The following is a 22,537-nucleotide window of genomic DNA, read 5'->3' as shown; positions in this document are numbered from 1 at the left end:
TCCCGGTGGTCCGGGACGTGGGCCAGGGCACCGCCAAGCTGATGCCGGACGTGGACCGGGAGCGGGCCTGGCTGCTGACCGTCGACGGGGCGCCGCAGTCGTACGTCGACCTCGACGAGCCGGAGCACCTGGAGTTCGAGTACGTACGCCGCCTCGCACACGTACTGGACTGCGCGGCGGAGCCGGGGACGCCGCTGGACCTGCTGCACCTCGGCGGGGGCGCCCTGACCCTCCCCAGGTATGCCGCCGCGACCCGGCCGGGCTCCCGCCAGCAGGTGGTGGAGTTCGACGCGGGCCTGGTGGAGCTGGTGGCGGAGCACCTGCCGTGGGGCGAGGGATCCGGGGTCACGGTGCACGCCGCCGATGCGCGGGCGTGGCTGGAGGCCGCGCCCGGGGCGAGTGCCGATGTGGTGGTCGCCGACGTCTTCGGAGGCTCGCGGGTCCCGGCCCAGCTGACCTCGCTTGAATACGCGCGGGAGGCGGCGCGGGTGCTGCGGCCCGGCGGGCTGTACGTGGCGAACCTGGCGGACGGGGCCCCGTTCGGCTTCCTGCGGGGGCAGTTGGCGAACTTCGGGGCCGTGTTCGCGGAGCTGGCGCTGATCGCGGAGCCGGGGGTGCTGCGGGGCCGCAGGTTCGGCAACGCGGTGCTCGTCGCCTCGGACCGGGAGCTGCCGGTGGCCGCACTGGCCCGGCGTTGCGCGGCCGACGCGTTCCCGGCCCGGGTGGAGACGGGCGCGGCCCTGGCCCGGCTGGCGCGGGGCGCGGCCGCGGTGCGCGACGCGCAGGCCGTTGCGTCGCCGGAACCCCCGGCGGGGGCGTTCAGCGTCGGCTGACGACGTCCTGCGGGCCCGGCTTCACACCGCGGCGGGCTCGGCCGCCGGGGAAGGGGCGGCGGACGGGCCGGGAGACGGGGACGCGGCCGGGCGGCGGTTCAGGCGGCGGACGTCCGGGGCGGCGAGGACCACGGCGGTGGCCACGACCACGAGCGTCGCGCAGCCCCACAGCGCCTGCGTGCGGCCGAAGGCCGTCTCCGCCGGGCCGGCCAGGGCGGTGGCCAGCGGGACCATCGACACCGAGCCGAACCAGTCGTACGCCGAGACGCGGGAGAACTTGTCCTCCGGTATCTCCTGGTGCAGGGCCGTCATCCAGTTCACGCCGAACACCTCGATGGCCACACCGCTGACCAGCATCACCGCGCACAGTCCCCAGGTCGCCAGCGGCACCGCCAGCGCCGCCGACGGCAGGGCCATCGGGAACACGCACAGCGTGCCGACCAGCAGCAGCCGGCGCGGCTTCCACACGGTCATCAGGATCGCCCCGCCGATCGTGCCCACGCCGAAGAAGGCCAGGGCCACGCCCCAGGGAGCGGGTCCGCCCAGCCGGTCCCGGGCGACCAGCGGCCCGTACACCGCCTCCGCCGCGCCCACGACGGCGACGACCACCGAGAACTGGAGCACGATCCGCCACAGCCAGGAGCGGCTCCTGAACTCGTCCCAGCCCTCCCGCAGATCGGCCAGCAGACCTCCGCCGGGAGCCCGCTCGGCGATGTGGCCGACGCGCAGGAAGGCCCGCAGCGCACCTGCGACGGCGAAGGCCGCGGCGTCCAGTGCCAGTACCCAGCCCGGGCCGATCGCGGCGATCATGGCTCCGCCCAGGGCCGCGCCGCCGATGCCCGCGCCGTTCATCGCCATTCGGAACAGGGCGAAGGCGCGGTTCGAGTGCTCACCCGAAACGCTCGACAGCAGCATTCCCTCGGCGGCCGGGTTGAAGAAGGCGGTACCCGTGCCGCAGAGCGCGGTGAGCAGCATCATCTGCCACAGCCGCGGGTCACCGGACAGTACGAGCGCGGCGAAGGCGGCTTGGGAAAGGCAGTTGAGGGCGTTGGCCGCGACCATCACCCGGTGTCTCGGCAGCCGGTCGGCCAGCGCGCCGCCGATCAGCAGGAAGAGGACGAGCGGCAGGGTGCGGGCCGCGGCCACCAGGCCGACGTCGCCCGCGCTCCCACCGGCGTCGAGGACCGCGAAGGCGGCGGCGATGAGCGCCCCGTGGCTGCCGAGGTTGGTGACGACGGCGGCACCCGTCAGCAGGGTGTAGTTGCGGCCGGCCCATGCGGGCCTGCGGCGGGCGGATGTGCGGGACGGGGCGGCGGGGGGAGAACTCACCCAGGGACTATCACCCGCCCCGGGCCGGGAAACCAAACGGATTGCCGGCCCGGGGGCGGGGGGTGGCGGAGGTCAGCTGCCGGTGAGGCGGACGGAGCTCATGATCTTCTCGTACGTCTCCTTGGAGACCTCGCCGGGGACGCCCGCGGCCGCGTAGAGCACCCAGACGGCGAAGTCACCGTTGGCGATCTTGTAGGCGAAGGCGATGCTCTTGCCGTCCGAGTCGCACTTGGTCTTCTTCGGCAGGCCGGTGGCGGTGGCCGTGGAGAAGCTGCCCTTGAGGCCGGAGAGGGTCGTGAAGTCCTTGGAGTCCGTGGACTTGACCGTCTCCTTCGGGTTCGGGGAGTCCTGGGCGTACGCGGCGTACACCCAGTTCTCGGCGGCGATCCGCGCGGCCTCGGCGGTGTCCTTGGCGCCCTGCGCGCCCTTTGCGCCGGTCCCGGCCAGCTCGGTCGTCTCCTCCTTGCCGTCCTTGTTGGAGTCGACCTTGCACCAGTCCTGCTTGTAGAAGGCGGGTGCCGTCATGGTGACGAGCGGGGAGCCGTCACCCTTCTTCGCGTCCTCGAAGCCGCTGCTCAGGCCCGAGCTGGCGACGGTCCAGTCCGGCGGTACGTCGAAGGCGGTGCCGTGCAGCGGGTTGATGACGACCTTCCAGCCCGGGATCACCGGCTTGACGTCCCCGCCGGCGCGCGGGTTCCCGGTCGGGGCGGGCGGGGCCGCCGAACTGGCGGGGGGCGAGGAGGCGGCGACCGGCTTGTCGTTGGCCTGGACGGTCTTCTTGTCCCGGGTGAGGACGAAGGTCCCGGTGACGGCCGCGGTCACGACCACCGCGGCGGCGGCGACGATGGCCACCGTCTTCGTGGAGTACGGGCTCCTGGCGCGGGCCGCCGACTGGGTCACCGTCTGGGGCTGGGCCCACGGCTGGGCGGCCGGCGGCGTCTGGTGGCCCGCCTGCGGGTATCCGTAACCGGGCTGCGGCTCACCGAATCCCGGTTGCGGCTGCTGCTGGTACGGGTTCGGCTGTCCCGGCTGCTGCTGGTACGGGTTCTGTTGCGCGTCCTGGGGGTTCGGCTGTCCCCCGGGCGGCTGCTGCTGTCCTGGCCACATGGCCGGTAACGATAGTGGGAGGGGGCGGCGGTGGCCACGGCCGCCCCCTCGTCCGGTCTGGCCAAGCTGCCTTACTCGTGGGTAACATCGCCTGCCATGAGCGCAGAACAGATGAACGTGGGCGAACTGCTCGCCGCGACCGTGCCGATGGCCCGCACCCTGAACCTCCAGTTCCTGGAGACGACCCCCGAGCGCGCCGTCGTCCGGCTGCCCGACCAGCCCGACTTCCACAACCACGTCGGCGGTCCGCACGCGGGCGCGATGTTCACCCTCGCCGAGTCCGCGAGCGGCGCCATCGTGCTCGCCGCGTTCGGGGACCAGCTCTCGCGCGCCGTGCCGCTCGCCGTCAAGGCCGAGATCGGCTACAAGAAGCTCGCCAAGGGCGTCGTCACCGCCACCGCCACCCTCGGCCGCCCGGCCGCCGAGGTCATCGCGGAACTCGACGCGGGCGGCCGCCCCGAGTTCCCCGTCACCATCGCCATCCAGCGCGAGGACGAGGCCGTGACCGGCGAGATGACGGTGGTCTGGACGCTGCGTCCCAACGCCTAGTGCTGTGGCCGGCAGACCTTCCCGGCCACAGCACTGGGCAGCGCGCGGCAGCCTCCGCAGGGCTGCACCCGGGGCGCCGGTGGCGCGTCCGGGCGGCGGCCTGTGGGCCGCGGGCCGGCGCGGGCGGGGGAGCGGTCCGGCGCGGGCCGCTCCCGTTCCGCGCTGCGCGTGCCCGGGTGGCGAGCTGCGTCGCCGAGGCGTGGCCGAGGGGGCAGGCCGGGAGGCCGGTGGGCGCTGGAGCGGCCGGTACGGGGTACCGGCCCGCGCGAGATGTGTGCCGGCCGTTCGTCCCGGCAACCGCTGCTGAGGGGGAAGGCCGTCGTGGCGAGCCGATAGGCTGCTTGTTCGGCGTGTCACAGGGGGCGCGCCGGAGACGACTCTGGAGGACGTACCGGTGCACATCCAGGAATGGCTGGAGACGATCCCGGCGGTCAGCGTCTATCTCCTCGTGGGGCTGGTCATCGGGCTGGAGAGCCTGGGCGTTCCGCTGCCCGGCGAGATCATCCTGGTCAGCGCCGCCCTGCTGGCGTCACAGCAGGGGCACATCGACCCGGTGGTGCTGGGCGCGTGCGCCATCGCGGGCGCCATCGTCGGCGACTCCATCGGCTACGCGATCGGGCGGCGGGGCGGCAAGCCGCTGCTGGAGCGGCTCGGCCGGCGCTTCCCCAAGCACTTCGGACCGCAGCACGTGGCGCTGGCGGAACGCTCCTTCGAGAAGTGGGGCATGTGGGCCGTCTTCTTCGGGCGGTTCGTGGCCCTGCTGCGGATCTTCGCCGGACCGCTGGCGGGCGTGCTGCGCATGCCGTACTGGAAGTTCCTGATCGCCAACGTGCTCGGCGGGATCCTCTGGGCGGGCGGTACGACCGCCGTCATCTACACGGTCGGCGTCGTCGCCGAGCCGTGGCTCAAGCGGTTCTCGTGGCTGGCGCTGGTGGCGGCCCTGCTGATCGGCCTCGCGGTGACCCTCGTACTGCGCGCGCGGATGCGCAAGGCGGCCGCCGCGGCGCGCGAGAGCGAGTCCGCGCCCGCCCCGGCGCCGGCGGCGGTCTCGGACTGAGACCGGCCCCCGGCACTCCCCGGGGACCTACTCCTGCGGGCCCACCGAGGCGCGGTGCTGGTCGGCGAGACCGGTGTACATCACGGCGTTGACGCGGATGCCCTCGCGCTCCTCCTCCGTCAGCTCCCGCCGCACCTTGGCGGGAACCCCGGCGACCAGCGAGCCGGGCGGGACCACCATGCCCTGCGGGACCAGCGCCTGCGCCGCCACCAGTGAACCCGCGCCGATCACCGCGCCGTTCAGCACCGTCGCGCCCATGCCGATCAGGCAGTCGTCCTCGACGGTGCAGCCGTGCACGACGGCGTTGTGGCCGATGGAGACGCGCTCGCCGATGGTGACGGGGAAGCCCGGGTCCACGTGGAGGGTGCAGTTGTCCTGCACGTTGCTGTCCGCGCCCAGGGAGATCGGACCGCAGTCGGCGCGCAGCACCGCCGAATACCAGACGCTGGAGCGGGCGCCGAGAGTGACGTCGCCCACCACCACGGAAGTGGGTGCGGTGAAGGCCGACGGGTCGACGACCGGCTGCTTGCCGCCCACGCCCGCCACGAGTGCCGGGGCCGCCTGCTGTGTCATGTTCTCTTCCCTCGTTCTGTGTTCTCCACCGGTGCCGCGCTCACAGCACGGTAGGACACCCGTCCACGGCCCCCGGCGATGGGGTGCAGATCACGGCGCGGTTCCGGCGCGCGGCACGCTACGGTTGCCCGGTGCCGAAGAACCAGAACACGTTCTCATCCCTGCGCCGCCGCGTGGCCAACCGCGCTGTCCATGCCGGGTGGCGCTGGATGCAAAGGGCCGGGGCCGTCACCGCCGAGACGCCCGGACGGCTGCGCTTCGGCGCCATCGGCCACGGCACCCGGCTCGCCTTCCCGCAGGGCACCGTCTTCGGCGAGCGGTGGATCCGGCTCGGCGAGCACTGCATCATCGCCGAGCAGGTCACCCTGACGGCCGGGATGATGCCGGACCTGGACCTCGGCCCGGACCCGGTGCTCGTGCTCGGCAACGGGGTGGTCCTCGGCCGCGGCAGCCACGTCATAGCCGACACCCGGATCAGCATCGGCGACGACACCTTCTGCGGGCCGGGCGTGTACATCACTTCCACCAACCACAGTTACGACGACCCGAACGAGCCGGTCGGCAGGCAGTGGCCCCGCAGCTCGCCGGTGGAGATCGGCCCGGGCTGCTGGCTGGGCACCGGGGCGGTGATCCTGCCCGGGGCGAGGCTGGGCCGCAACGTGGTCGTGGCGGCGGGGGCCGTCGTACGGGGCGAGGTGCCCGACCACGCGGTGGTGGCGGGGGCCCCGGCGCGCATCGTGCGGCGGTGGGAGCCCGAGACGGGCTGGCAGCCGCCCCTGCGCACCCCGGCGCCGGTCCCGATCGCCGACGGCATCACGCCGGAGCAACTGCGCGGCCTGGCCGCCCTGGCGGCGGAGGAGGAGACCGGACGGCTCAGCCCGGAGCGGGCCTAACCGGCCGCGAGCAGGACGGTGCCCGCGAGGGCGAGCCCCGCTCCGGCGGCTTGGACCGTACGCAGCCGCTCCTTGAGGACGGCGAAGGCGGCGAGCGCGGTGATCACCGGGTAGAGCGAGGAGAGCACGGCGGCCACCGTGACCGGGCCGCTCTGCGCGGCCACCGAGTACGTGCCGTTCGCCGCGACGTCCGCGAGGCCCACGAAGGCCAGCGCCGGCAGGAGCCCCCACAGGAGCCGCGCGCCGCCGCCCTCCGGCAGGGCGGGCGTTCCCCGTCGCACCTGCACCCACAGGGCCGCGCCGCCCGCGGCCACATTGGTCACGCGCTGCACGAACAGGGCCAGGAAGAGCCCGGCGACCGTGTGCGAGGCCTGCGAGATCAGGGCCATCACCGCGCCGAAGCCGAAGGCCGCGACCAGGGTGAGCAGGACGGCCCGGCGTTGTACGGGCGCTCCTCGCAGTTCCGGGCCGCCGGCCAGGACGATGCCGACGACGGCCACCGCGATCCCGGCGAACTGGCCGGGGCCCGGGCGCTCGCCCAGCGCCAGCCCGGCTCCGACGGGGACGATCACGCCGAGCGAGCCGAGCGGGGAGACCACGCCCATCGGGCCGAGGGCCAGCGCCTTGTAGAAGCTGAGCATCGCGACCGGCCCGACGAGTCCGGCGGCGACCGCGAACCACAGCTGCGGCCCCGCCTCCCGCCAGGCGCCGGTGGCGAGGACCACCGAACCGAGCACCACGACGGCGACCACCTGTGAGACCACCACCACCGTCAGCGCCGGTATGCGGCGCGTCAGCAGCCCGCCGCCGAAGTCGGCAAGACCCCACAGCACGGCTGTCGCCAAGGCGAAGAGGACGGTCATGCGGGGACCTCGCAGTACAGTGTCTTGAACGGTGGGGTGCAGCGTCCAGTACACCACATCGTGGTTCATCGTGCTGGACCGTGCGATCCAAAATATTGGACTCTACGTGCTGGACGCCGAAGCTGGGGGAATGGTGTCGGACCTGGAACAGCTCACTCAGGCGCTCGGACGCAACCTCCGGCGCTGGCGCGGTGAACGCGGTTTCACCCTCGAAGCACTGGCGGCGCGGTCGGGCGTGAGCCGCGGGATGATCATCCAGATCGAGCAGGCCCGGACGAACCCCAGCGTCGGCACCACCGTCAAGCTGGCCGACGCCCTCGGTGTCAGCATCACCACCCTGCTGGACCGCGACCGCGGCCCGCGGGTGCACCTGGTGGAGCCCGGTCAGGGGGTCCGGATGTGGTCAACGGCCGAGGGCAGCGGCGCGACCATGCTGCTCGGCGACGACCGGCGCGGCCCGCTGGAGGTGTGGGCGTACCGGCTGGAGCCCGGCCAGGGCACGGCATCGGACCCGCATCCGGCAGGGACCCTGGAGATGCTGCACGTCACGGCCGGACGGCTCACCCTCACCGTCGACGGCGACCCCTACGAGGTGCCACAGGGCGGGGCCGTCTCCTTCGAGGCGAACGTCCCACACGAATACCGCAACGACGGCGCGGAGCCGATGGAGATGACGATGGCGGTCTCGATCCCGCCGGTCAGCGGGCACGAGCCGGCGCTGTCCCACTGACGGCCCTCGCTACAGGGCGGGGATCTCGATGGCGGGGCAACGGTCCATCACCATCAGCAGACCCGCCTCGCGCGTCCGGGCCCAGGCGGCCTCGTCGACCACCCCCAGCTGGAACCAGACGGCGCTCGCCCCGACCGCCACCGCCTCGTCGGCGACCGCACCGGCGAGGGTGCTGTTGACGAAGACGTCGACCACGTCCACCGGGAACGGGATGTCCGCCAGCGACGCGTACCCGGGCTCGCCGTGCACCGTCTCCGCCTTGGGATGTACGGGAACCACCCGCTTCCCGAACCGCTGGAGCACCCGCGCCACCCCGTAGGCCGCCCGCCCCTCGTTGTTGGACAGGCCCACCACCGCCCAGGTGTCACCGGTCTCGGTGAGGATCCTGCGGATGGTCTCCTGGTCGCCGTACACGCGCACCGCCTCCTGTCGCCCGCCGGACCGGCTCGTGACGGCCCGCGCGAAGGGATCAACGGAGAGCGCGCGCATCCGATTCCCCCGCTACGGGACCGGAACTCCCGTGCGGAGGAAGAACAGGCCCACGATCTGTCCCTCCGTATTGAAAGTGACGCGGAAATCCCCGGGCCGCTTCGCCATGTGCAGCGGGACGTCGACCACGTTCCCATTGCCGGACGCGACCTGTTTCGGGTCCCCGTGCGACTCGAAGCGACCGAACGTCTTCTGGTAGTCGTTCCAGGAGTTCGCGAGGAACTCCGGAGTGGCTTGTCCGCGAAGGGCCTCGTCGAAGCGGGCCGAGACGGCGGTGAAATCGCCCCGTGTCACTTCGTCGAGGGTGTCGACGGCGAGCTGCTCGTCATCGGGCCGGGCCGCAACCGTCCTGGCGTCCGGGACCGTGACCTGCGCGGCGGCGTGGGCCTGCGCGACAGCCGGAACGCAACCGCCGATCGGCAATACCGCTAGGGAAGCCACCAGGGCCGCCGGCGCGACCAGGAGCAGCCGCCGCCGCCACATTCCGCCGCGTGTCGTTCCGCCGCGCGTCGTGTCCTTGCCGGGAAGCAAAAACATGGATTTCCCCTTCCCGCGTTCGGTGGGGCCGGATGCGTTCACCGTAGATCGCCCGATTGGCGGGCGCATTTCGGCCGCCCGGCCGCCCGGCAGAGGCTGGTCGGCCGGTTCTCGGCCACCGCTTAGGGTGGAGCGGTGAAGGCAGACCAGTACGTGACGGTCGCCCGGGAGGGCGTGCACGAGGCGGAGATCAACCGCTCGCGGTTCCTGTGCTCGCTCGCGCCCGCCGCGACGGAGCAGGAGGCGCAGGAGTTCATCGCGCGCATCCGCAAGGAGCACCCCACCGCCACCCACAACTGCTTCGCCTACGTGATCGGCGCCGACGCCTCGATCCAGAAGGCCAGTGACGACGGCGAGCCCGGCGGCACCGCCGGGGTACCGATGCTGCAGATGCTGACGCGGCGCGACGTCCGGTACGCCGTCGCCGTCGTCACCCGCTACTACGGCGGTGTCAAGCTCGGCGCGGGCGGGTTGATCAGGGCCTACGGAGGGGTCGTCGGCGAAGCACTGGACGCGCTCGGCACCGTCACCCGCCGCCGCTACCGGCTGGCCACCGTCACCGTCGACCACCAGCGGGCCGGCAAGACCCAGAACGACCTGCGCTCCACCGGCCGCACCGTCGTCGACCTGCGCTACGGCTCCGCCGTGGAGATCGAGGTCGCCCTCCCGGAAGCCGACCTCCCCGCCTTCGAGGCCTGGCTGGCCGACAGCACCGCGGGCAGCGCCACCCTCACCCTCGGCGGAGAGACGTACGCACCCTGAGCGCACCGACCCGGTCTTGCCGGAGCGGCCGTGACGGCCCCGGCGACGGGTTAGCGTAGTGGGGGCAGTGGGCCGGAGGACGACCAGGGGGACGGGCATGCGCGGCGAGGCCGGCGAGTGAAGTTTCTGCACACCTCGGACTGGCACCTCGGGCGGTCCTTCCACCGCGTCAACATGCTCGGCGCCCAGGCCGCGTTCATCGACCACCTCGTCGCGACCGTGGAGGAACACCGGGTCGACGCCGTCCTCGTCGCCGGGGACGTCTACGACCGGGCCGTGCCCCCGCTGCCCGCCGTCGAGCTGTACGACCGCGCCCTGCACCGGCTCGCCGGGCTCGGCGTGCCCACGGTGATGATCTCCGGGAACCACGACTCCGCGCCCCGTCTGGGGGTCGGGGCCAAGTTGATCGAAGGGGCCGGGATATTCCTCAGGACCGATCCGGCCGGCTGTTCGGACCCCGTGGTGCTGGCCGACGTACACGGTGATGTGGCGTTGTACGGGCTGCCCTACTTGGAGCCGGCCCTGGTGAAGGAGGCCCTCGGCGCGCCGAAGGTCAGCCACGAGGCGGTGCTGGGCGCGGCCATGGACCGGGTGCGCGCCGACCTCGCGGGCCGGCCGCCCGGAACGCGCTCCGTCGTCCTCGCCCACGCCTTCGTCACCGGCGGGCAGGCCAGCGACAGCGAGCGCGACATCACCGTCGGAGGAGTGGAAGCCGTACCCGCCGCCGTCTTCGACGGGATCGACTACGCCGCGCTCGGCCACCTCCACGGCTGCCAGAAGATCAACGAACGGGTGCGCTACTCGGGTTCCCCGCTCGCCTACTCCTTCTCCGAGACCGACCACCGCAAGACGATGTGGCTGATCGAACTCGGGGCGGACGGTGAACTCGTCACCGCCGAGCGCATCGACACCCCCGTTCCGCGCGCCCTCGGGCGTCTGCGCGGGCGGCTGGAGGAGCTGCTGGACGATCCGGCCCTCGATGCCCACGAGGACCGCTGGATCGAAGCCACCCTCACCGACCCCGTCCGCCCCCAGGACCCCATGGCCCGCCTCGCCGCCCGCTTCCCGCACGTCCTCAGCCTCGCCTTCGACCCCGAGGGCCGTGAGGACGACGGCGCTGCCTCTTACGCGCAGCGCCTGAGGGGCCGCACCGACCAGGAGATCGCCGAGGACTTCGTCGCGCACGTCCGCGGGGGCGGCCACGCCGACGACGCCGAACGGGCCGTGCTGCGCGGCGCCTTCGACGACGTGCGCACCCAGGCCGTGAGCCGGGAGACCCTCCGATGAGGCTGCACCGGCTCGAGGTGACCGCCTTCGGGCCGTTCGCCGAGCCGCAGGAGATCGACTTCGACGCCCTCTCCGGCGCCGGGATCTTCCTGCTCCACGGACCCACCGGCGCCGGCAAGACCTCCGTCCTCGACGCCGTCTGCTTCGCGCTCTACGGAGCCGTGCCCGGCTCCCGCCTCCCCCACATCACCAGTCTGCGCAGCGACCACGCCGCCCCCGGCACCGCGACCGAAGTCACCCTCGAACTCACCATCGGCGGACGCCGCCTGGAGATCACCCGGCGGCCCGAGCAGGACCGGCCCAAGAAGCGCGGCAGCGGCACGACCAGGGACCGGGCCCAGAGCCGGCTCCGCGAACGCGTAGACGGTGCCTGGAAGGGGCTCAGTCGCTCCCACCAGGAGATCGGCGAGGAGATCGAGCAACTGCTCGGCATGAGCCGAGAACAGTTCTGCCAGGTGGTGCTGTTGCCGCAGGGTGAGTTCGCCCAGTTCCTGCGCGCCGGCGCCGAAGCCCGCGGGCGGCTCCTCGGGCGGCTCTTCGACACCCGCCGCTTCGCCGCCGTCGAGACCCTGCTGGCAGAGCGGCGCCGGGCGGCCGAGGCCAAGGTGCGCGCCGGCGACGAGAAGGTGCTCGGCGTCGCCCAGCGCATCGCCCAGGCCGCCGGGGACAGCGCCGACCTGCGCGCCTGGCCGCTGCCCCGCCACCAGCCGGGCGAGCCCGGCCTCGCCGAGGCCGTCCGCGCCTGGGCGGCGGTCGCGCGCTGCGCCGCCCGGGAGCGGCTCACCGTCGCGGAGTACGCGCTGGCCGCCGTGGAGAGCCGGTACGCGGCTGCCCGGCGGGCCGCCGAGGAGGCGCGGGAGCTCGACCGGTTGCAGCGCCGCCACGCGGAGACCGCCCGCCGGGCCGCCCTGCTCGAAGCCGCCGGGCCCGAACGGGAGCGGGTGCGCGCCCTGCTCGACCGGGCCCGCCGGGGCGCCCTCGTGGCCCCCGCCCTGGAACTGCGCGGGGCAGCCGCCGCGGCGCACCTGACCGCCGCCCACGCGCAGACGCTCGCCCTGGCCGAACTCCCGGCCGCCCTCGCCGAAGCCGGAGCAGAGCAGCTCGCCGCCACCGAGCAGCGGCTGCGCGGGGAACTCGGCGCGGTCGCAGCCGCCCAGCGGGCCGAGCAGCGCAGCGCCGCGATCGGCCGCGAGCGGGCCACGCTGGACCGGGAGTCCCGGGACGACGAGGAGCAGCGCCAGGAGTCCGCCGAGTGGCTCGCCCGCTGGGAGGGCACCCGGACGGAACTGGCCGGCCGCGTGGAAGCCGCGCAGCAGGCCGCCACTCTCGCCGAGCAGCTCGCCGCCCGGCTCGAGCCCGCCCGGCTCCACCTGAACGCCGCCCGGCGGCGCGACGCACTCGTCGCCGAAGCCGAAGTCGCCGACGCCGCACTGCTGCGGCTGCGCGAGGAGTCCGCCGCCGCGCGGGAGAGCTGGCTGGAGCTGAAGGAGGCCCGGCTCAGCGGGATCGCCGCCGAACTGGCCGCCGCCCTGGTGGCGGGGGAGCCCTGCAAGGTGTGCGGGTCGGCGCAGCACCCGCATCCCGCGCGTCCCGCCCCCGGGCACGTCGACCGGGCTGCCGAAGACGCCGCCCACGCCCGCTTCGAGCAGGCCGAGGAGCGGCGGGGCGCCGCCGAACGGAAGCTGGCCGCGGTGCGGGAGGCCGAAGCCGAAGCCGCGGCCGCCGCCGGGGACGCCACCACCGCCGAACTCCTCGCGCTCACCTCGGACCTGAGCGCCCGCCACGCCGCCGCCCACGCGGACGCGGCCGGACTGCACACCGCCCGGGAGCGGCTGGCCCGCGCCGAGCGCGAGTACGCCGCGCGCAGCGCCGACCGGCTCGACGCCGAACGCCGGACCGCCGCCAGGGCCTCGCGGCGCGAGGCCCTGGACCGGGAACGGGCCGCGCTGGAGGCCGAGCTGGCCCTCGTACGGGGGGACGCGCCCAGTGTGGCGGCCCGCGCCAGGGTGCTGGAGGACCGGGTCCGGATCGTCACCGCGGCCGCCGCCGCACTGCGCCGCGCCGACGCCACCGCCGCCCGGCTCAAGGAGGCCGACGACCAGCTGGCCGACGCCGCGTTCAAGGCCGGGTTCGACACCATCGGCGCGGCGGCCGACGCGGTGCTGCCGGAGTACGAACGCACCGCGCTCCAGCACCGGTTGGACGCCTGGCAGGCCGAGGAAGCCATGCTGGCGGACCGGCACGCCGAGCACGACACCACGGCGGCGGCCGCGCTGGCGCCCGCCGACCCGCAGGCTGCCGAGGAGTGCGCGGCCGCGGCCGCGGCGAAACTGCGGGAGGCCGGCTCGGCCGTCGACGCCGCCCGAGTGAGCTGCGCCGAGCTGGACCGGCTCTCGCAGCGCGCGGAGCAGGAACTGCGCGCCCTGGGCCCGTTGCGCGAGGAGTACGACCGGGTCGCCCGGATGGCGGGGCTCACCGCGGGCACCTCCGCCGACAACGAGCGCAAGATGCGGCTGGAGTCGTACGTACTGGCGGCGCGCCTGGAGCAGGTCGCGGCCGCGGCGACGGTACGGCTGCTGCGCATGTCCGGCGGCCGCTACACCCTGGTCCACTCCGACGCGCGGGCGAGCGGGCGGGGCCGGTCGGGCCTCGGCCTGCACGTCGTGGACGCCTGGACGGGCAGCGAGAGGGACACCGCCACCCTGTCCGGCGGCGAGACCTTCTTCGCCTCGCTCGCGCTCGCCCTGGGACTGGCCGACGTGGTGACCGACGAGGCGGGCGGCATGCGCCTCGACACCCTCTTCATCGACGAGGGCTTCGGCAGCCTCGACGACCAGGCCCTGGACGAGGTGCTCGACGTACTGGACTCCCTGCGCGAACGGGACCGCAGCGTCGGCATCGTGAGCCACGTCGCCGACCTGCGGACCCGGGTCCAGGCCCAGCTGGAGATCGTCAAGCAGCGCGGCGGCTCGGTGGTGCGCCACCGGGTGGGGAGCCCGGCGGGCTGAACCGCAGGCCGGTCCTCACGGACTCAGTGGCCTGCGGGGGAGCGGCGAGGAGTAGACGATGCTGGTGGTGACCGCGCCGAGACCGGAGATCCGGCCGGCGACCTCCTCGAGGTGCGACATCGAGCGCGCGGCGACCTTGAGCACGAAGCAGTCGTCGCCCGTCACGTGGTGCGCCTCCAGGATCTCGGGGGTCGCCTCCAAGAGGTCGTGGAACGGCTTGTAGTTGCCGTGCGGGTAGCGCAGCCGGGTCAGCGCGAGGATGGACTTGCCGAGCTTCTCCGGGTCCACCACCGCGGTGTAGCCCGTGATGACGCCGGCCTCCTCCATCCGCCGTACGCGTTCGGTGACGGCGCTCGCGGACATGGAGACGGTACGGGCCAGGTCCGCGAAACTGGCGCGGCCGTCGGCCTGGAGGGCCTGCAAGATCCGCCAGTCGGTGGCGTCCGGGGAATAGTCGCTCATCCGGCAGGTATAGCAGGGGATTCCCCGGTGGAACACGGTGGAGGCCGGGGAAGGCCACTTCCGGGACCGCCGCGCACCTCGTAGGTTTTGAGCCATGACGACGACGACCCAAGCCCAGCCCGCCGCCACCGCAACCCCTGCCGCCCCCGCCAACCCCGTGCTCCGGGTGCCCCCGGCCAGTCCGGCCGCGGCGGCCGCCTACTTCTCGGCGAGCCTCGCCTTCCACGCGGACGTGTCCGACGTCGCCGCCGCCTTCAAGGCCCACCGGGAGCAGGGCGCCGAACTGGGCTTCCAGCTCGTCGACTCCCGCTCCACGCCCTCCTGGGACCAGGCCCACGTGCCCGGCGCGATCCACCTGCCCACCGCGCTCGTCCCCGAGCAGGCCGAGCGGCTCCTGGACAAGGACGTCCCGGTGGTGACGTACTGCTGGGGCCCCGGCTGCAACGGAGCGACCCGCTCCGCCCTGGCCCTCGCCGAACTGGGATTCAGGGTCAAGGAGATGCTCGGCGGCATCGAGTACTGGATCCGCGAGGGCTTCGAGGTCGAGACCTGGCAGGGCAGCGAGCAGCGCGCCGGAGCCGACCCGCTGACCGCGCCAACGGACTCCGACGACTGCGGCTGCTGAGCCCGCCGTCCGGTCCTGGCCGGTCTGCGCAGCCGAAGCCCGCTCCGGCCGGAGCGGCGGGCCGTTCGCCCCGCGGGGAGGCGAGCGGCCAGTCCGGCCCGGCCGGCTCAGGTCAGAGCTTCGACAGCTCGTCCACCAGGTCGTCCAGACCCAGCGAACCCTGGGACAGCGCCGCCATGTGCCACGCCTTCAAGTCGAAGGAGTCGCCGTGCGCCGCGCGCGCGTTGTCCCGGCCCAGCAGCCAGGCGCGCTCGCCCAGCTTGTAGCCGATCGCCTGACCCGGCATCGACAGGTAGCGCGTCAGCTCGCTCTCGATGAAGTCCGCCGGCCGGCCGCTGTGCAGGCCGAAGAACTCCTGGGCCAGCTCCACCGTCCAGCGCTCGCCCGGGTGGAACGGCGAGTCCGCCGGGATGTGCAGGCCCAGGTGCATGCCGATGTCCACGATGACCCGCGCGGCGCGCATCATCTGGCAGTCCAGGTAGCCCAGCCGCTGTTCGGCGTCCCGCAGGTAGCCGAGCTCGTCCATCAGGCGCTCGGCGTACAGGGCCCAGCCCTCGACGTTCGCACTGACCATGCCGACGCTGGCCTGGTAGCGGGAGAGCCGGTCCGCCACGTGCGTCCACTGCGCGAGCTGGAGGTGGTGACCCGGAACCCCCTCGTGGTACCAGGTGGAGACCAGGTCGTACACGGCGAACCGGGTCTGGCCCATGGTCGGCAGCCAGGTGCGGCCCGGACGCGAGAAGTCCTCGGAGGGGTTGGTGTAGTACGGAGCCGCCGCGCCGCCCGCCGGGGCGATCATCGACTCCACCTTCTTGACGCGCTCGGCGAGTTCGAAGTGGGTCCCGTCGAGGTTCTCGATGGCCTCGTCCATGATGCCCTGGAGCCAGGCCTGCACCTCCTCGACGCCCTCGATGTGGGTGCCGTGCTCGTCGAGGTGCTTCAAGGCCTCCCAGGGGCCGGCGCCCGGAAGGATCTTGGCCGCCTCCGCCTTCATCTCGGCCAGCAGTCGGTGGAACTCCGCCCAGCCGTACGCGTAGGCCTCGTCCAGGTCGAGGTCGGTGCCGTTGAAGTACCGCGACCAGCGGGCGTACCGCTCGCGGCCCACGGTGTCAGGCCGGCCTTCGACGGCGGGGGCGTACACGTCGCGCATCCAGTCGCGCAGTTCCACGACGGCTGCCGTCGCCCCGGCCGCGGCCTTGTCCAGCTCCGAGCGCCGCGCCTCGGGGGCGGCCGCGACGAAGTCGCCGAAGAAGTCCCGGTCGCCGTCGGTGTCCTGGCCCGCCCAGGTGGTGAGCTGGCCGACGAAAGTGGCGGTGGCGCGGGGGCCGGCGTACAGGCCGCGCTCCAGGCCGAGCGTCAGGCTCTCGCGGTAGCCGGCGAAGGCCTCGGGAACCGCGCGCAGCCGCTGGGCGATCGCGGCCCAGTCCTCCTCGGTCTCGGCCGGGGTCAGGGTGAAGACCTCGCGGACCTCGTGCGCCGGGGAGTGGATGTTGCTGACGGTGCGCAGGTCCTCGTCGGCCTCGTATACGGCGAGCTCCGCCGTCAGCCGCTCACGCAGCAGTCGGCCGCAGCGCCGCTCGGCATCGCAGTCCGCGCCGGGCAGCCGCTCGGCGGCGTCCAGCCGCGCGAGCGTGGCCCGGGCGAGGTCGGCGACGGCCGCGCGGCCGGCCGGAGAGTAGTCGGGGAGGCTGCCGGAGCTGGCGGCGACACCGAGGTAGGTGCCGATGACCGGGTTGATGGCGATCAGGTCGTCTACGTAGGCGTCTGCGACCTGGCGGGGAAGCCGGGAGGCGCTGTCACTGTGGAGGGAGTCTGACATGCGGCCATCTTCGTACGGAGGACCTCCCCGCGTCATCAGCGTTCGCTCTGGGCCTGCTTACAGGGGTAGGCGGACCCGGATCGCGTGGGTCCGCCTGCCCCTCACCGTGCCGTCGCGGCCGGTCAGCCCTGGCTGCGCGTCTCGTACGAGGGCGACTCGCGCGGGATTTCGTACGCGACCCGCGAGGTGACCGGTGTCGCGTCCAGCCGGGCCGTGATCACCAGGGTGCCCTCCTCTATCTGGTAGTCGAGGGGAAGGCCGAGACCGCGCATGGCGGCGACCATGCCGGTGTTGGAAGCCTGGGTGACGGCGTACACGCTGTCGCAGCCGGCTTCGACGGCCAGGGCGATGAGGCGGCGCAGCAGCTCGGATCCGATGCCGCGGCGCTGCCAGTCGTCCTCGATGAGCAGCGCCACCTCGGTCTCGTCACCGTCCCACAGCAGGTGGCCGAGTGCGACCAGCTTGCCCGACGCGGTGGTGGCGGCGAGGGTGCGGCCGAAGCGGGGGCTCAGCAGGTGCCCGAGGTAGCGGTCGGCGTCGGCGACCGGGCCGTGGTAGCGCAGGCCCAGCGTCCGCTCGGAGCAGCGGTCGTGCATGGCGCGGGCGGCGGCCCGGTCGGAGCCGTCGGCGCGGCGCACGGTGATCTCGTTGCCCTCGGGCAGCGTCAGTACGTCCTGGCTGCGCGGCACGCGCGGGCCCAGGCGGGCGTCGAGTTCGACCAGGGCCCGCGCGCGGGCGAACTCGGTGGGGGTGAAGGGCAGGTAGGGGCGCTCGATGGTGATGGCGCCGCCCGAGGGGTCGCGCAGCCGCATCACCGTCGCCTCCAGGACCCCCTCGACCGGGGCGTCGACGCCCGCGTTGGGGCGGCCGGCGAGGGTGGTCGCGGGGATGGAGTGGATCGTGCAGCGGCCGAGCAACTGGCGCAGGGCCAGGGGGAGTTCGGCGGCGTCCAGGGCGGTGCGGGTGGCCAGGCCCAGGACCCGGGTCGGGGTGTCGACCAGGTCGTGGGCGTCGGCGCGCTCGATCCAGGTGCTGCGGCCGCCCGCGCCGGCGATGGCCCGGGTCAGGTCGGACGAGGGCAGCTGCTGCGGGGCGCGGAGCAGGAACTCGTCGACGGTGCCGCCCTCGGGCAGCGGGTGGGTCTGGAGGGTCAGGATGTCGACGCCGTTGCGGGCGAGGGCCGAGCAGAGCGCGGCCAGGCTGCCGGGCTCGTCCCGCACCGTCGTCCGCATCCGCCACAGGGCGGCGGCCGTCGTGGCGGACGTGGCCGGGGAAGGCGCGGCAGCCTGGCCGCCCGGATCGGGGAGGTCCGTGCCCGGCGGCGGCGCGTGGCTGTGGCGGCGCGCCCACCAGGTGTGGAACGCCGCTGTGACCAGCAGTGCGACGGCCGAGGCCACCAGGAGCACGGGGCCCCGGGGGCCGTGGGCGACGGCATTGGCGATGCCGTCGGCGACCGCCACGGCGCAGAACAGGGCGGCCAGTTCGACGAGGTCACGGCGCCAGTGGTGGCGGTGGGGACGCTGGGCTGAGGCGGGGTTACGGTCAGTCATGCACACCACTGTTGCGCAGGGGTGTTGCGTGATCACGAACGATCTGTGACCGACTGGTTAAGTGTCGATCCGGTGGATCTGGCCGCCATGGCCGGTTCGACCGGTTCGTGTGACCTGCCGGTTTCGGGGCGGTTTTGCTGCCGGTCCGGGCCCGGCTGCGCCGGGGGCGGGGCGGGGCCCGGGGTGCGCTACGGCTGACCCACGCGCCCCGGCTGGAGCGTCGTGGTGAAGAGTACGCCGCCTCCCTGGCGGCGCAAGCGGACGGTGAGCTCGCCGCTGCCGCCGTCGATGGACACCTCTCCGTAATACGGGGGGTTCTCCGCCGGGGACATGTTGGCGACCGGCGCCGACTGGACGTACGCCGTACGGGGGCCGAAGGTGGCGTCGAGCCGCCCGGCCGGGAAGCCGCCCGCGCCGATGGGGCCCGAGACGAACTCCCAGAACGGCGCGAAGTCGGTGAAGGCCGCCCGCTCCGGCGCGTAGTGGTTGGCGGCCGTGTAGTGGACGTCGGCGGTGAGCCACAGGGTGCCGGTGATGCGCTGGTGCTTGATGTGACGCAGGAGTTCGGCGATCTGGAGCTCGCGCCCGAGCGGTGCGCCCGGATCGCCCTGGGCGACCGCCTCGAAGTTCGCGGCGCCGTCGGGGACGACGATGCCCAGCGGCATGTCGGCGGCGATCACCTTCCAGGTGGCGCGGGATCGGGACAGCTCGCGCTTGAGCCAGGCCAGCTGCTCCGCACCGAGGATGCCGATGGGGTCGTGGGTCTGCGTGCCGGGGGAGTTGGCGTCGCGGTACGTGCGCATGTCCAGGACGAACACGTCGAGCAGCGGGCCGTGCCGCATCACGCGGTACATCCGGCCCTCGGCGCGGCCGCCGCGCAGGTCGGTGACGGGGAAGTACTCGCCGAAGGCCTGCCGCGCCCGCGCGGCGAGGGTGTCGATGTCCTTGACGGTGTAGCGGGGGTCCTCGATGAGCTGGCCCGGGTACCAGTTGTTGCGCACCTCGTGGTCGTCCCACTGGGCGAGCACCGGCACCTGGGCGTTGAACTCCCTGAGGTTGTGATCGAGGAGGTTGTAGCGGAAGTTCCCGCGGAACTCGGCCAGCGTTTCGGCGACCTTGTCCTTCTCCGTGGTGGTGACGTTGCGCCACACGCTGCCGTCGGGGCGCGCGACGGAGGCCTGGATCGGGCCGTCCGCGTAGATCGTATCGCCGCTGAACAGGACGAAATCGGGGTCGCGCAGCCGCATTTCCTCGAAGACGCGGTACCCGCCGAGGTCGGGGTTGATCCCCCAGCCCTGACCGGCGAGGTCCCCGGACCACAGGAAGCGCACGTCGTCGCGGCGCGAGACGGGGGTGGTGCGGAAAGTGCCGCGGACCGGCTCGCTCGTGCGGCGCGGGTCGGCGGGGTCGGCGAGCAGCACGCGGTAGTGGATCTGGCGTCCGGGAGGCAGGTCGCGCAGCGTGGTGATGCCGGTGAAGTCGGTCGCGGGCCCGAGGAAGGGGCCGTCGTGGCGGCGCACGCCGTAGCGGAACGAGTCGCTCGGGGACGTCTCGACGCACATCCGGGCGGGGCGGTCGGAGCGCGTCCAGACGGTCGCCGAGTGGGCGGTGATCTCGCCGGACTGGGCGCCCCACAGGGCGCTCGGCCGGCCGGACAGGGCGAGGGCCGGCGCCTTGCCGGTGACGGCGAACGCCGGTGCGGCGAGCGCGCCGGACAGGGCGAGGCCGACCGGGACGGCGAGTGAACTGCCGAGCAGGGACCGTCGGGTGTGCGGCGTGGGTGCCATGGTGCGTCTCCAGGGACCGGCGGGGGGTGGGCCGGACCAGTGTGCCGACGCACACCGGCCCGGCCGCGTCGCCCACGCGAACCGCGGGTGAACACCCGTCAGCTGATCACCGTTTCCGCGCGCGCGGGGGAGGCGCTGCGCGCCGTGTCGAGGATGACCCGGGCGACGAGCGCCGGATCGTCGTTCATCGGGACGTGGCCGCATCCCGGGAGCCGGACCAGGCGGGCACCGGGGATGGCCTGCTTCGCGCGGACGCCCTGGCGGCGCAGGAGCAGCCGGTCGCGGTCGCCCCAGGCGATGGTGACGGGCAGTCCGGGCACGTCGACGGTGAACCGGACGGCGGCGCCTGCGGCCAGCGTCTCTTCGAAGCCGGTGGCCCCGCGCAGGGCCAGCGTCTCGGCGACCACGGCCTCGGGAGAGCGGCGCGCCGGGCGGGCGTAGATGCTGCCGGTGAGGGCCGCCCGGCCGGGGGCGGTGAGGGAGAGCCGTTCCAGCACGGGGCGGGGCAGCGCCCGGGCTCCGCCGCGCATGGCGCGAAGGGCGGTGAAGGCGTAGCGGCGCTCGCCCGGCGACCAGAAACCGGCGGGGGACAGGGCCGTGACCGAGCGGACGAGGCCGCCACGGGCCATTTCGAGCGCGAGCAGGCCGCCGAGTGAGTTCCCCGCGACGTGCGGGCGCTCGACGCCGAGCGCGGAGCAGAGCGCGCCGAGGGCCGGGGCGACGGTGCCCAGGTCGTAGGGAACGCCGTGGGGGAGCGGACCCGAGAGCCCGAAGCCGGGCAGGTCGACGGCGATGACGTCGTGCTCGGCGGCCAGGACGTCGGTGACCGGATGCCAGGCCTGGTGGTGGTGGCCGATGCCGTGCAGGAGCAGGAGCGGTTCGCCGGAGCCCTTGCGCTCGTAGGCGACGGTGGCGGTGCGCGGGCCGTGCCGCGAATCGATGGGGAAGGAGACCGTGGCGGTCATGCTGCTCCTCGTCGGGTGGACGCGTGTGAGACAGGCTGTCAGTAATGACTACCGCTCAGTAGGTACCGAGGGCAAGGCGCCGTGACGGGCTCTCTCGCCCACGCCTCCTCGCTCGCGCCCCTCGCACGAACATCCTGTGAACGGCTTGATACATATGTGCCGCATACGCCCGATCTGCCCGGCGCAGCGGCGAGCATTGGTCTTGACCAAGGTGGTGCGCCGTCCTATCGTCGCCAGGGATAGTGCAGGAACCTTTAATAAACAAAGGCGCGGAACTGCGGTGCGCAGCTGCGGTGGGGAACTGCCGCTGGAATACGGCGTTGCAGCGATTGCAGGAGGAGTCAGGGTGGGGACCACGCAGCTCGAATCGGTGCCGGAGCCGAAGTACTGGCACCTGAAGACCGTTCTCAGCGAGGCGCTGGACCAGGACTTCGCCGTGGGTGAGGTGCTGCCCAACGAGCGGGAGCTCGCGGCCCGCTTCGGAGTCGCCCGTGCCACCTTGCGCCAGGCGTTGGAGCAGCTGGAGCTGGAAGGCCGTCTGCAGCGGCGCCGGGGGGTCGGCACCACCGTCGCCCCGCCCCGGGTGGGCGTCGCCGTCGGCAGTACGGGCCACAGCTGGCCGGGAGAGAGCGCCGACGGGTGGGAGGCCGTGGACGCGGTCGAGGCCGTCGCGCCCGCCGCGGTACGGGCGCTGCTGGCCGCCGGGCCGGGTTTCGCCGCCGACCAGCCGGTGCACACGGTGCGCCGGACCCGTGTCACGCAGGGGCAGGCCGTCGCTGCCGAGCTGCTGTACGTGCCCGCCGGATCCGTGCCGGGCCTGTCCGCCATCGACGCCCCGACCGGTCCTGCGCGGGCCCGGGCGGTGCTGCGGGAGCTCCAGCGGCTCACCCTCGACGGGCAGGACCGGTCCGTGGAACTCGGTTCCGCCCGCGCCGATGACGCCAAGGAGCTGGACCGGCTCCCCGGTGCTCCCGTGCTGCTGGTGACCACCCGCTACTTCACCGCCGAGGGAACGGCAGCCGTCTCCGTGGCCACGTACCGCGCGGACACCTGCCGCCTGACCTTCGGCGACTCGGGGGTCGAAATCACGGCCCCCGCCCGCGCCGCCTCCTGACCCGGCCGCGGCCGAGGGGGCGCCGGGGCCGCCGGCGTTCGCGTCGGTGTCCGGCCCCCGCCGCCGCCCGACCGCGCCTGCGCGGCGAACCTCCCCGGGCCCCTGCGCCCGCAGCCGGCGTCCGCTTCCCCGGCAGCCGGCGCTACAGCCCGCCGCTCACGGGTGGCCCGGCCGTCCCGCCGACAGCTCGTACGGGAC

Annotated in this window: 21 protein-coding genes; 10 read left to right on the top strand and 11 right to left on the bottom strand. The window is 73.7% G+C overall.

Annotation, left to right across the window (positions count from 1 at the left end; genetic code table 11):
- Positions 1-41 precede the first annotated feature (41 nt).
- Complete coding sequence (locus IE207_RS27420; RefSeq protein ID WP_190187038.1) at positions 42-833, top strand: spermidine synthase; 792 nt, start codon at positions 42-44, stop codon at positions 831-833.
- Between the two features lie 21 nt (positions 834-854).
- Here the strand turns inward: IE207_RS27420 and IE207_RS27415 are convergent, their stop codons facing one another.
- Both IE207_RS27415 and IE207_RS27410 read right to left on the bottom strand, forming a co-directional pair.
- The gene (locus tag IE207_RS27415; protein WP_229874041.1) at positions 855-2,162 is read right to left on the bottom strand and encodes an MFS transporter; all 1,308 of its coding nucleotides are present in this window, start codon (positions 2,160-2,162) and stop codon (positions 855-857) included.
- Positions 2,163-2,234: 72 nt separating this feature from the next.
- A complete protein-coding gene (locus tag IE207_RS27410; RefSeq protein WP_190186994.1) occupies positions 2,235-3,269 on the bottom strand; it encodes a DUF8017 domain-containing protein in 1,035 nt (344 codons plus the stop codon).
- Between the two features lie 96 nt (positions 3,270-3,365).
- Between IE207_RS27410 and IE207_RS27405 the strand changes: the two genes are divergently transcribed.
- Both IE207_RS27405 and IE207_RS27400 read left to right on the top strand, forming a co-directional pair.
- The gene (locus IE207_RS27405; protein WP_190186993.1) at positions 3,366-3,818 is read left to right on the top strand and encodes a DUF4442 domain-containing protein; all 453 of its coding nucleotides are present in this window, start codon (positions 3,366-3,368) and stop codon (positions 3,816-3,818) included.
- A gap of 394 nt (positions 3,819-4,212) precedes the next feature.
- A complete protein-coding gene (locus IE207_RS27400; RefSeq protein ID WP_190186992.1) occupies positions 4,213-4,875 on the top strand; it encodes a DedA family protein in 663 nt (220 codons plus the stop codon).
- A gap of 27 nt (positions 4,876-4,902) precedes the next feature.
- On the opposite strand, the gene IE207_RS27395 is transcribed toward IE207_RS27400, so the two are convergent.
- Entirely contained in the window at positions 4,903-5,448 is a 546-nt protein-coding gene (locus IE207_RS27395; RefSeq protein WP_190186991.1) for a gamma carbonic anhydrase family protein, read from the bottom strand.
- A gap of 131 nt (positions 5,449-5,579) precedes the next feature.
- Between IE207_RS27395 and IE207_RS33850 the strand changes: the two genes are divergently transcribed.
- Positions 5,580-6,341 (top strand): acyltransferase, encoded by a 762-nt coding sequence (locus IE207_RS33850; RefSeq protein ID WP_190186990.1) that lies wholly within the window; start codon positions 5,580-5,582, stop codon positions 6,339-6,341.
- On the opposite strand, the gene IE207_RS27385 is transcribed toward IE207_RS33850, so the two are convergent.
- Positions 6,338-7,204 (bottom strand): DMT family transporter, encoded by an 867-nt coding sequence (locus IE207_RS27385; protein ID WP_190186989.1) that lies wholly within the window; start codon positions 7,202-7,204, stop codon positions 6,338-6,340. The genes IE207_RS33850 and IE207_RS27385 overlap by 4 nt on opposite strands.
- Positions 7,205-7,337: 133 nt before the next feature.
- Between IE207_RS27385 and IE207_RS27380 the strand changes: the two genes are divergently transcribed.
- The gene (locus tag IE207_RS27380; protein ID WP_190187037.1) at positions 7,338-7,934 is read left to right on the top strand and encodes an XRE family transcriptional regulator; all 597 of its coding nucleotides are present in this window, start codon (positions 7,338-7,340) and stop codon (positions 7,932-7,934) included.
- Positions 7,935-7,943: 9 nt separating this feature from the next.
- On the opposite strand, the gene IE207_RS27375 is transcribed toward IE207_RS27380, so the two are convergent.
- Both IE207_RS27375 and IE207_RS27370 read right to left on the bottom strand, forming a co-directional pair.
- Complete coding sequence (locus IE207_RS27375; protein WP_190186988.1) at positions 7,944-8,348, bottom strand: CoA-binding protein; 405 nt, start codon at positions 8,346-8,348, stop codon at positions 7,944-7,946.
- Between the two features lie 87 nt (positions 8,349-8,435).
- The gene (locus IE207_RS27370; RefSeq protein WP_190186987.1) at positions 8,436-9,002 is read right to left on the bottom strand and encodes a DUF3887 domain-containing protein; all 567 of its coding nucleotides are present in this window, start codon (positions 9,000-9,002) and stop codon (positions 8,436-8,438) included.
- A gap of 93 nt (positions 9,003-9,095) precedes the next feature.
- Here IE207_RS27370 and IE207_RS27365 point away from each other — a divergent pair, with 93 nt between their 5' ends.
- The 3 genes from IE207_RS27365 to IE207_RS27355 all read left to right on the top strand — a co-directional run bounded on the left by IE207_RS27365 (position 9,096) and on the right by IE207_RS27355 (position 14,017).
- Positions 9,096-9,722 (top strand): YigZ family protein, encoded by a 627-nt coding sequence (locus IE207_RS27365; RefSeq protein ID WP_190186986.1) that lies wholly within the window; start codon positions 9,096-9,098, stop codon positions 9,720-9,722.
- Positions 9,723-9,839: 117 nt separating this feature from the next.
- Entirely contained in the window at positions 9,840-11,009 is a 1,170-nt protein-coding gene (locus IE207_RS27360) for an exonuclease SbcCD subunit D (RefSeq protein WP_190186985.1), read from the top strand.
- Positions 11,006-14,017, top strand: a complete 3,012-nt coding sequence (locus IE207_RS27355) for an AAA family ATPase (RefSeq protein ID WP_190186984.1) — start codon at positions 11,006-11,008, stop codon at positions 14,015-14,017. The genes IE207_RS27360 and IE207_RS27355 overlap by 4 nt, the downstream gene beginning before the upstream one ends.
- Before the next feature lie 15 nt (positions 14,018-14,032).
- On the opposite strand, the gene IE207_RS27350 is transcribed toward IE207_RS27355, so the two are convergent.
- Positions 14,033-14,479, bottom strand: a complete 447-nt coding sequence (locus IE207_RS27350; protein WP_190186983.1) for an Lrp/AsnC family transcriptional regulator — start codon at positions 14,477-14,479, stop codon at positions 14,033-14,035.
- 94 nt (positions 14,480-14,573) lie between these two features.
- On the opposite strand from IE207_RS27350, the gene IE207_RS27345 reads away from it, so the two are divergent.
- Positions 14,574-15,104 carry a rhodanese-like domain-containing protein gene (locus tag IE207_RS27345; protein WP_190186982.1) on the top strand — a complete coding sequence of 177 codons (531 nt, stop codon included), beginning with the start codon at positions 14,574-14,576 and terminating at the stop codon, positions 15,102-15,104.
- A 112-nt stretch (positions 15,105-15,216) separates the two neighbouring features.
- Here the strand turns inward: IE207_RS27345 and IE207_RS27340 are convergent, their stop codons facing one another.
- The 4 genes from IE207_RS27340 to IE207_RS27325 form a co-directional block, all read right to left on the bottom strand.
- Positions 15,217-16,923: a DUF885 domain-containing protein gene (locus tag IE207_RS27340; RefSeq protein WP_190186981.1), complete on the bottom strand. Its 1,707-nt coding sequence runs from the start codon at positions 16,921-16,923 to the stop codon at positions 15,217-15,219.
- Between the two features lie 122 nt (positions 16,924-17,045).
- The gene (locus tag IE207_RS27335; RefSeq protein WP_190186980.1) at positions 17,046-18,473 is read right to left on the bottom strand and encodes a GNAT family N-acetyltransferase; all 1,428 of its coding nucleotides are present in this window, start codon (positions 18,471-18,473) and stop codon (positions 17,046-17,048) included.
- A gap of 188 nt (positions 18,474-18,661) precedes the next feature.
- The gene (locus tag IE207_RS27330; RefSeq protein ID WP_190186979.1) at positions 18,662-20,260 is read right to left on the bottom strand and encodes an alkaline phosphatase D family protein; all 1,599 of its coding nucleotides are present in this window, start codon (positions 20,258-20,260) and stop codon (positions 18,662-18,664) included.
- A 98-nt stretch (positions 20,261-20,358) separates the two neighbouring features.
- The gene (locus IE207_RS27325) at positions 20,359-21,225 is read right to left on the bottom strand and encodes an alpha/beta fold hydrolase (protein WP_190186978.1); all 867 of its coding nucleotides are present in this window, start codon (positions 21,223-21,225) and stop codon (positions 20,359-20,361) included.
- A gap of 346 nt (positions 21,226-21,571) precedes the next feature.
- On the opposite strand from IE207_RS27325, the gene IE207_RS27320 reads away from it, so the two are divergent.
- On the top strand, positions 21,572-22,339 hold the full coding sequence (locus IE207_RS27320; protein WP_190186977.1) for a GntR family transcriptional regulator: 768 nt from the start codon (positions 21,572-21,574) through the stop codon (positions 22,337-22,339).
- The last annotated feature ends 198 nt before the right edge of the window (positions 22,340-22,537 follow it).

Origin of the sequence: Streptomyces cirratus (assembly GCF_014650775.1) — a bacterium.
GTDB classification, from domain to species: domain Bacteria; phylum Actinomycetota; class Actinomycetes; order Streptomycetales; family Streptomycetaceae; genus Streptomyces; species Streptomyces cirratus.
Note: the sequence above shows the minus strand (reverse complement) of the source record. Positions and strands in the feature narration are given on the sequence as shown.

Bases quoted from the DNA above. Each gene is read 5' to 3' on its own strand.
- IE207_RS27420 (WP_190187038.1), top strand. From the start codon at position 42: ATGCCGGACGTGGACCGGGAGCGGGCCTGGCTGCTGACCGTCGACGGG.
- IE207_RS27410 (WP_190186994.1), bottom strand. From the start codon at position 3,269: ATGTGGCCAGGACAGCAGCAGCCGCCCGGGGGACAGCCGAACCCCCAG.
- IE207_RS27405 (WP_190186993.1), top strand. From the start codon at position 3,366: ATGAGCGCAGAACAGATGAACGTGGGCGAACTGCTCGCCGCGACCGTG.
- IE207_RS27395 (WP_190186991.1), bottom strand. From the start codon at position 5,448: ATGACACAGCAGGCGGCCCCGGCACTCGTGGCGGGCGTGGGCGGCAAG.
- IE207_RS27385 (WP_190186989.1), bottom strand. From the start codon at position 7,204: ATGACCGTCCTCTTCGCCTTGGCGACAGCCGTGCTGTGGGGTCTTGCC.
- IE207_RS27355 (WP_190186984.1), top strand. From the start codon at position 11,006: ATGAGGCTGCACCGGCTCGAGGTGACCGCCTTCGGGCCGTTCGCCGAG.
- IE207_RS27350 (WP_190186983.1), bottom strand. From the start codon at position 14,479: ATGAGCGACTATTCCCCGGACGCCACCGACTGGCGGATCTTGCAGGCC.
- IE207_RS27345 (WP_190186982.1), top strand. From the start codon at position 14,574: ATGACGACGACGACCCAAGCCCAGCCCGCCGCCACCGCAACCCCTGCC.
- IE207_RS27340 (WP_190186981.1), bottom strand. From the start codon at position 16,923: ATGTCAGACTCCCTCCACAGTGACAGCGCCTCCCGGCTTCCCCGCCAG.
- IE207_RS27335 (WP_190186980.1), bottom strand. From the start codon at position 18,473: ATGACTGACCGTAACCCCGCCTCAGCCCAGCGTCCCCACCGCCACCAC.
- IE207_RS27330 (WP_190186979.1), bottom strand. From the start codon at position 20,260: ATGGCACCCACGCCGCACACCCGACGGTCCCTGCTCGGCAGTTCACTC.
- IE207_RS27325 (WP_190186978.1), bottom strand. From the start codon at position 21,225: ATGACCGCCACGGTCTCCTTCCCCATCGATTCGCGGCACGGCCCGCGC.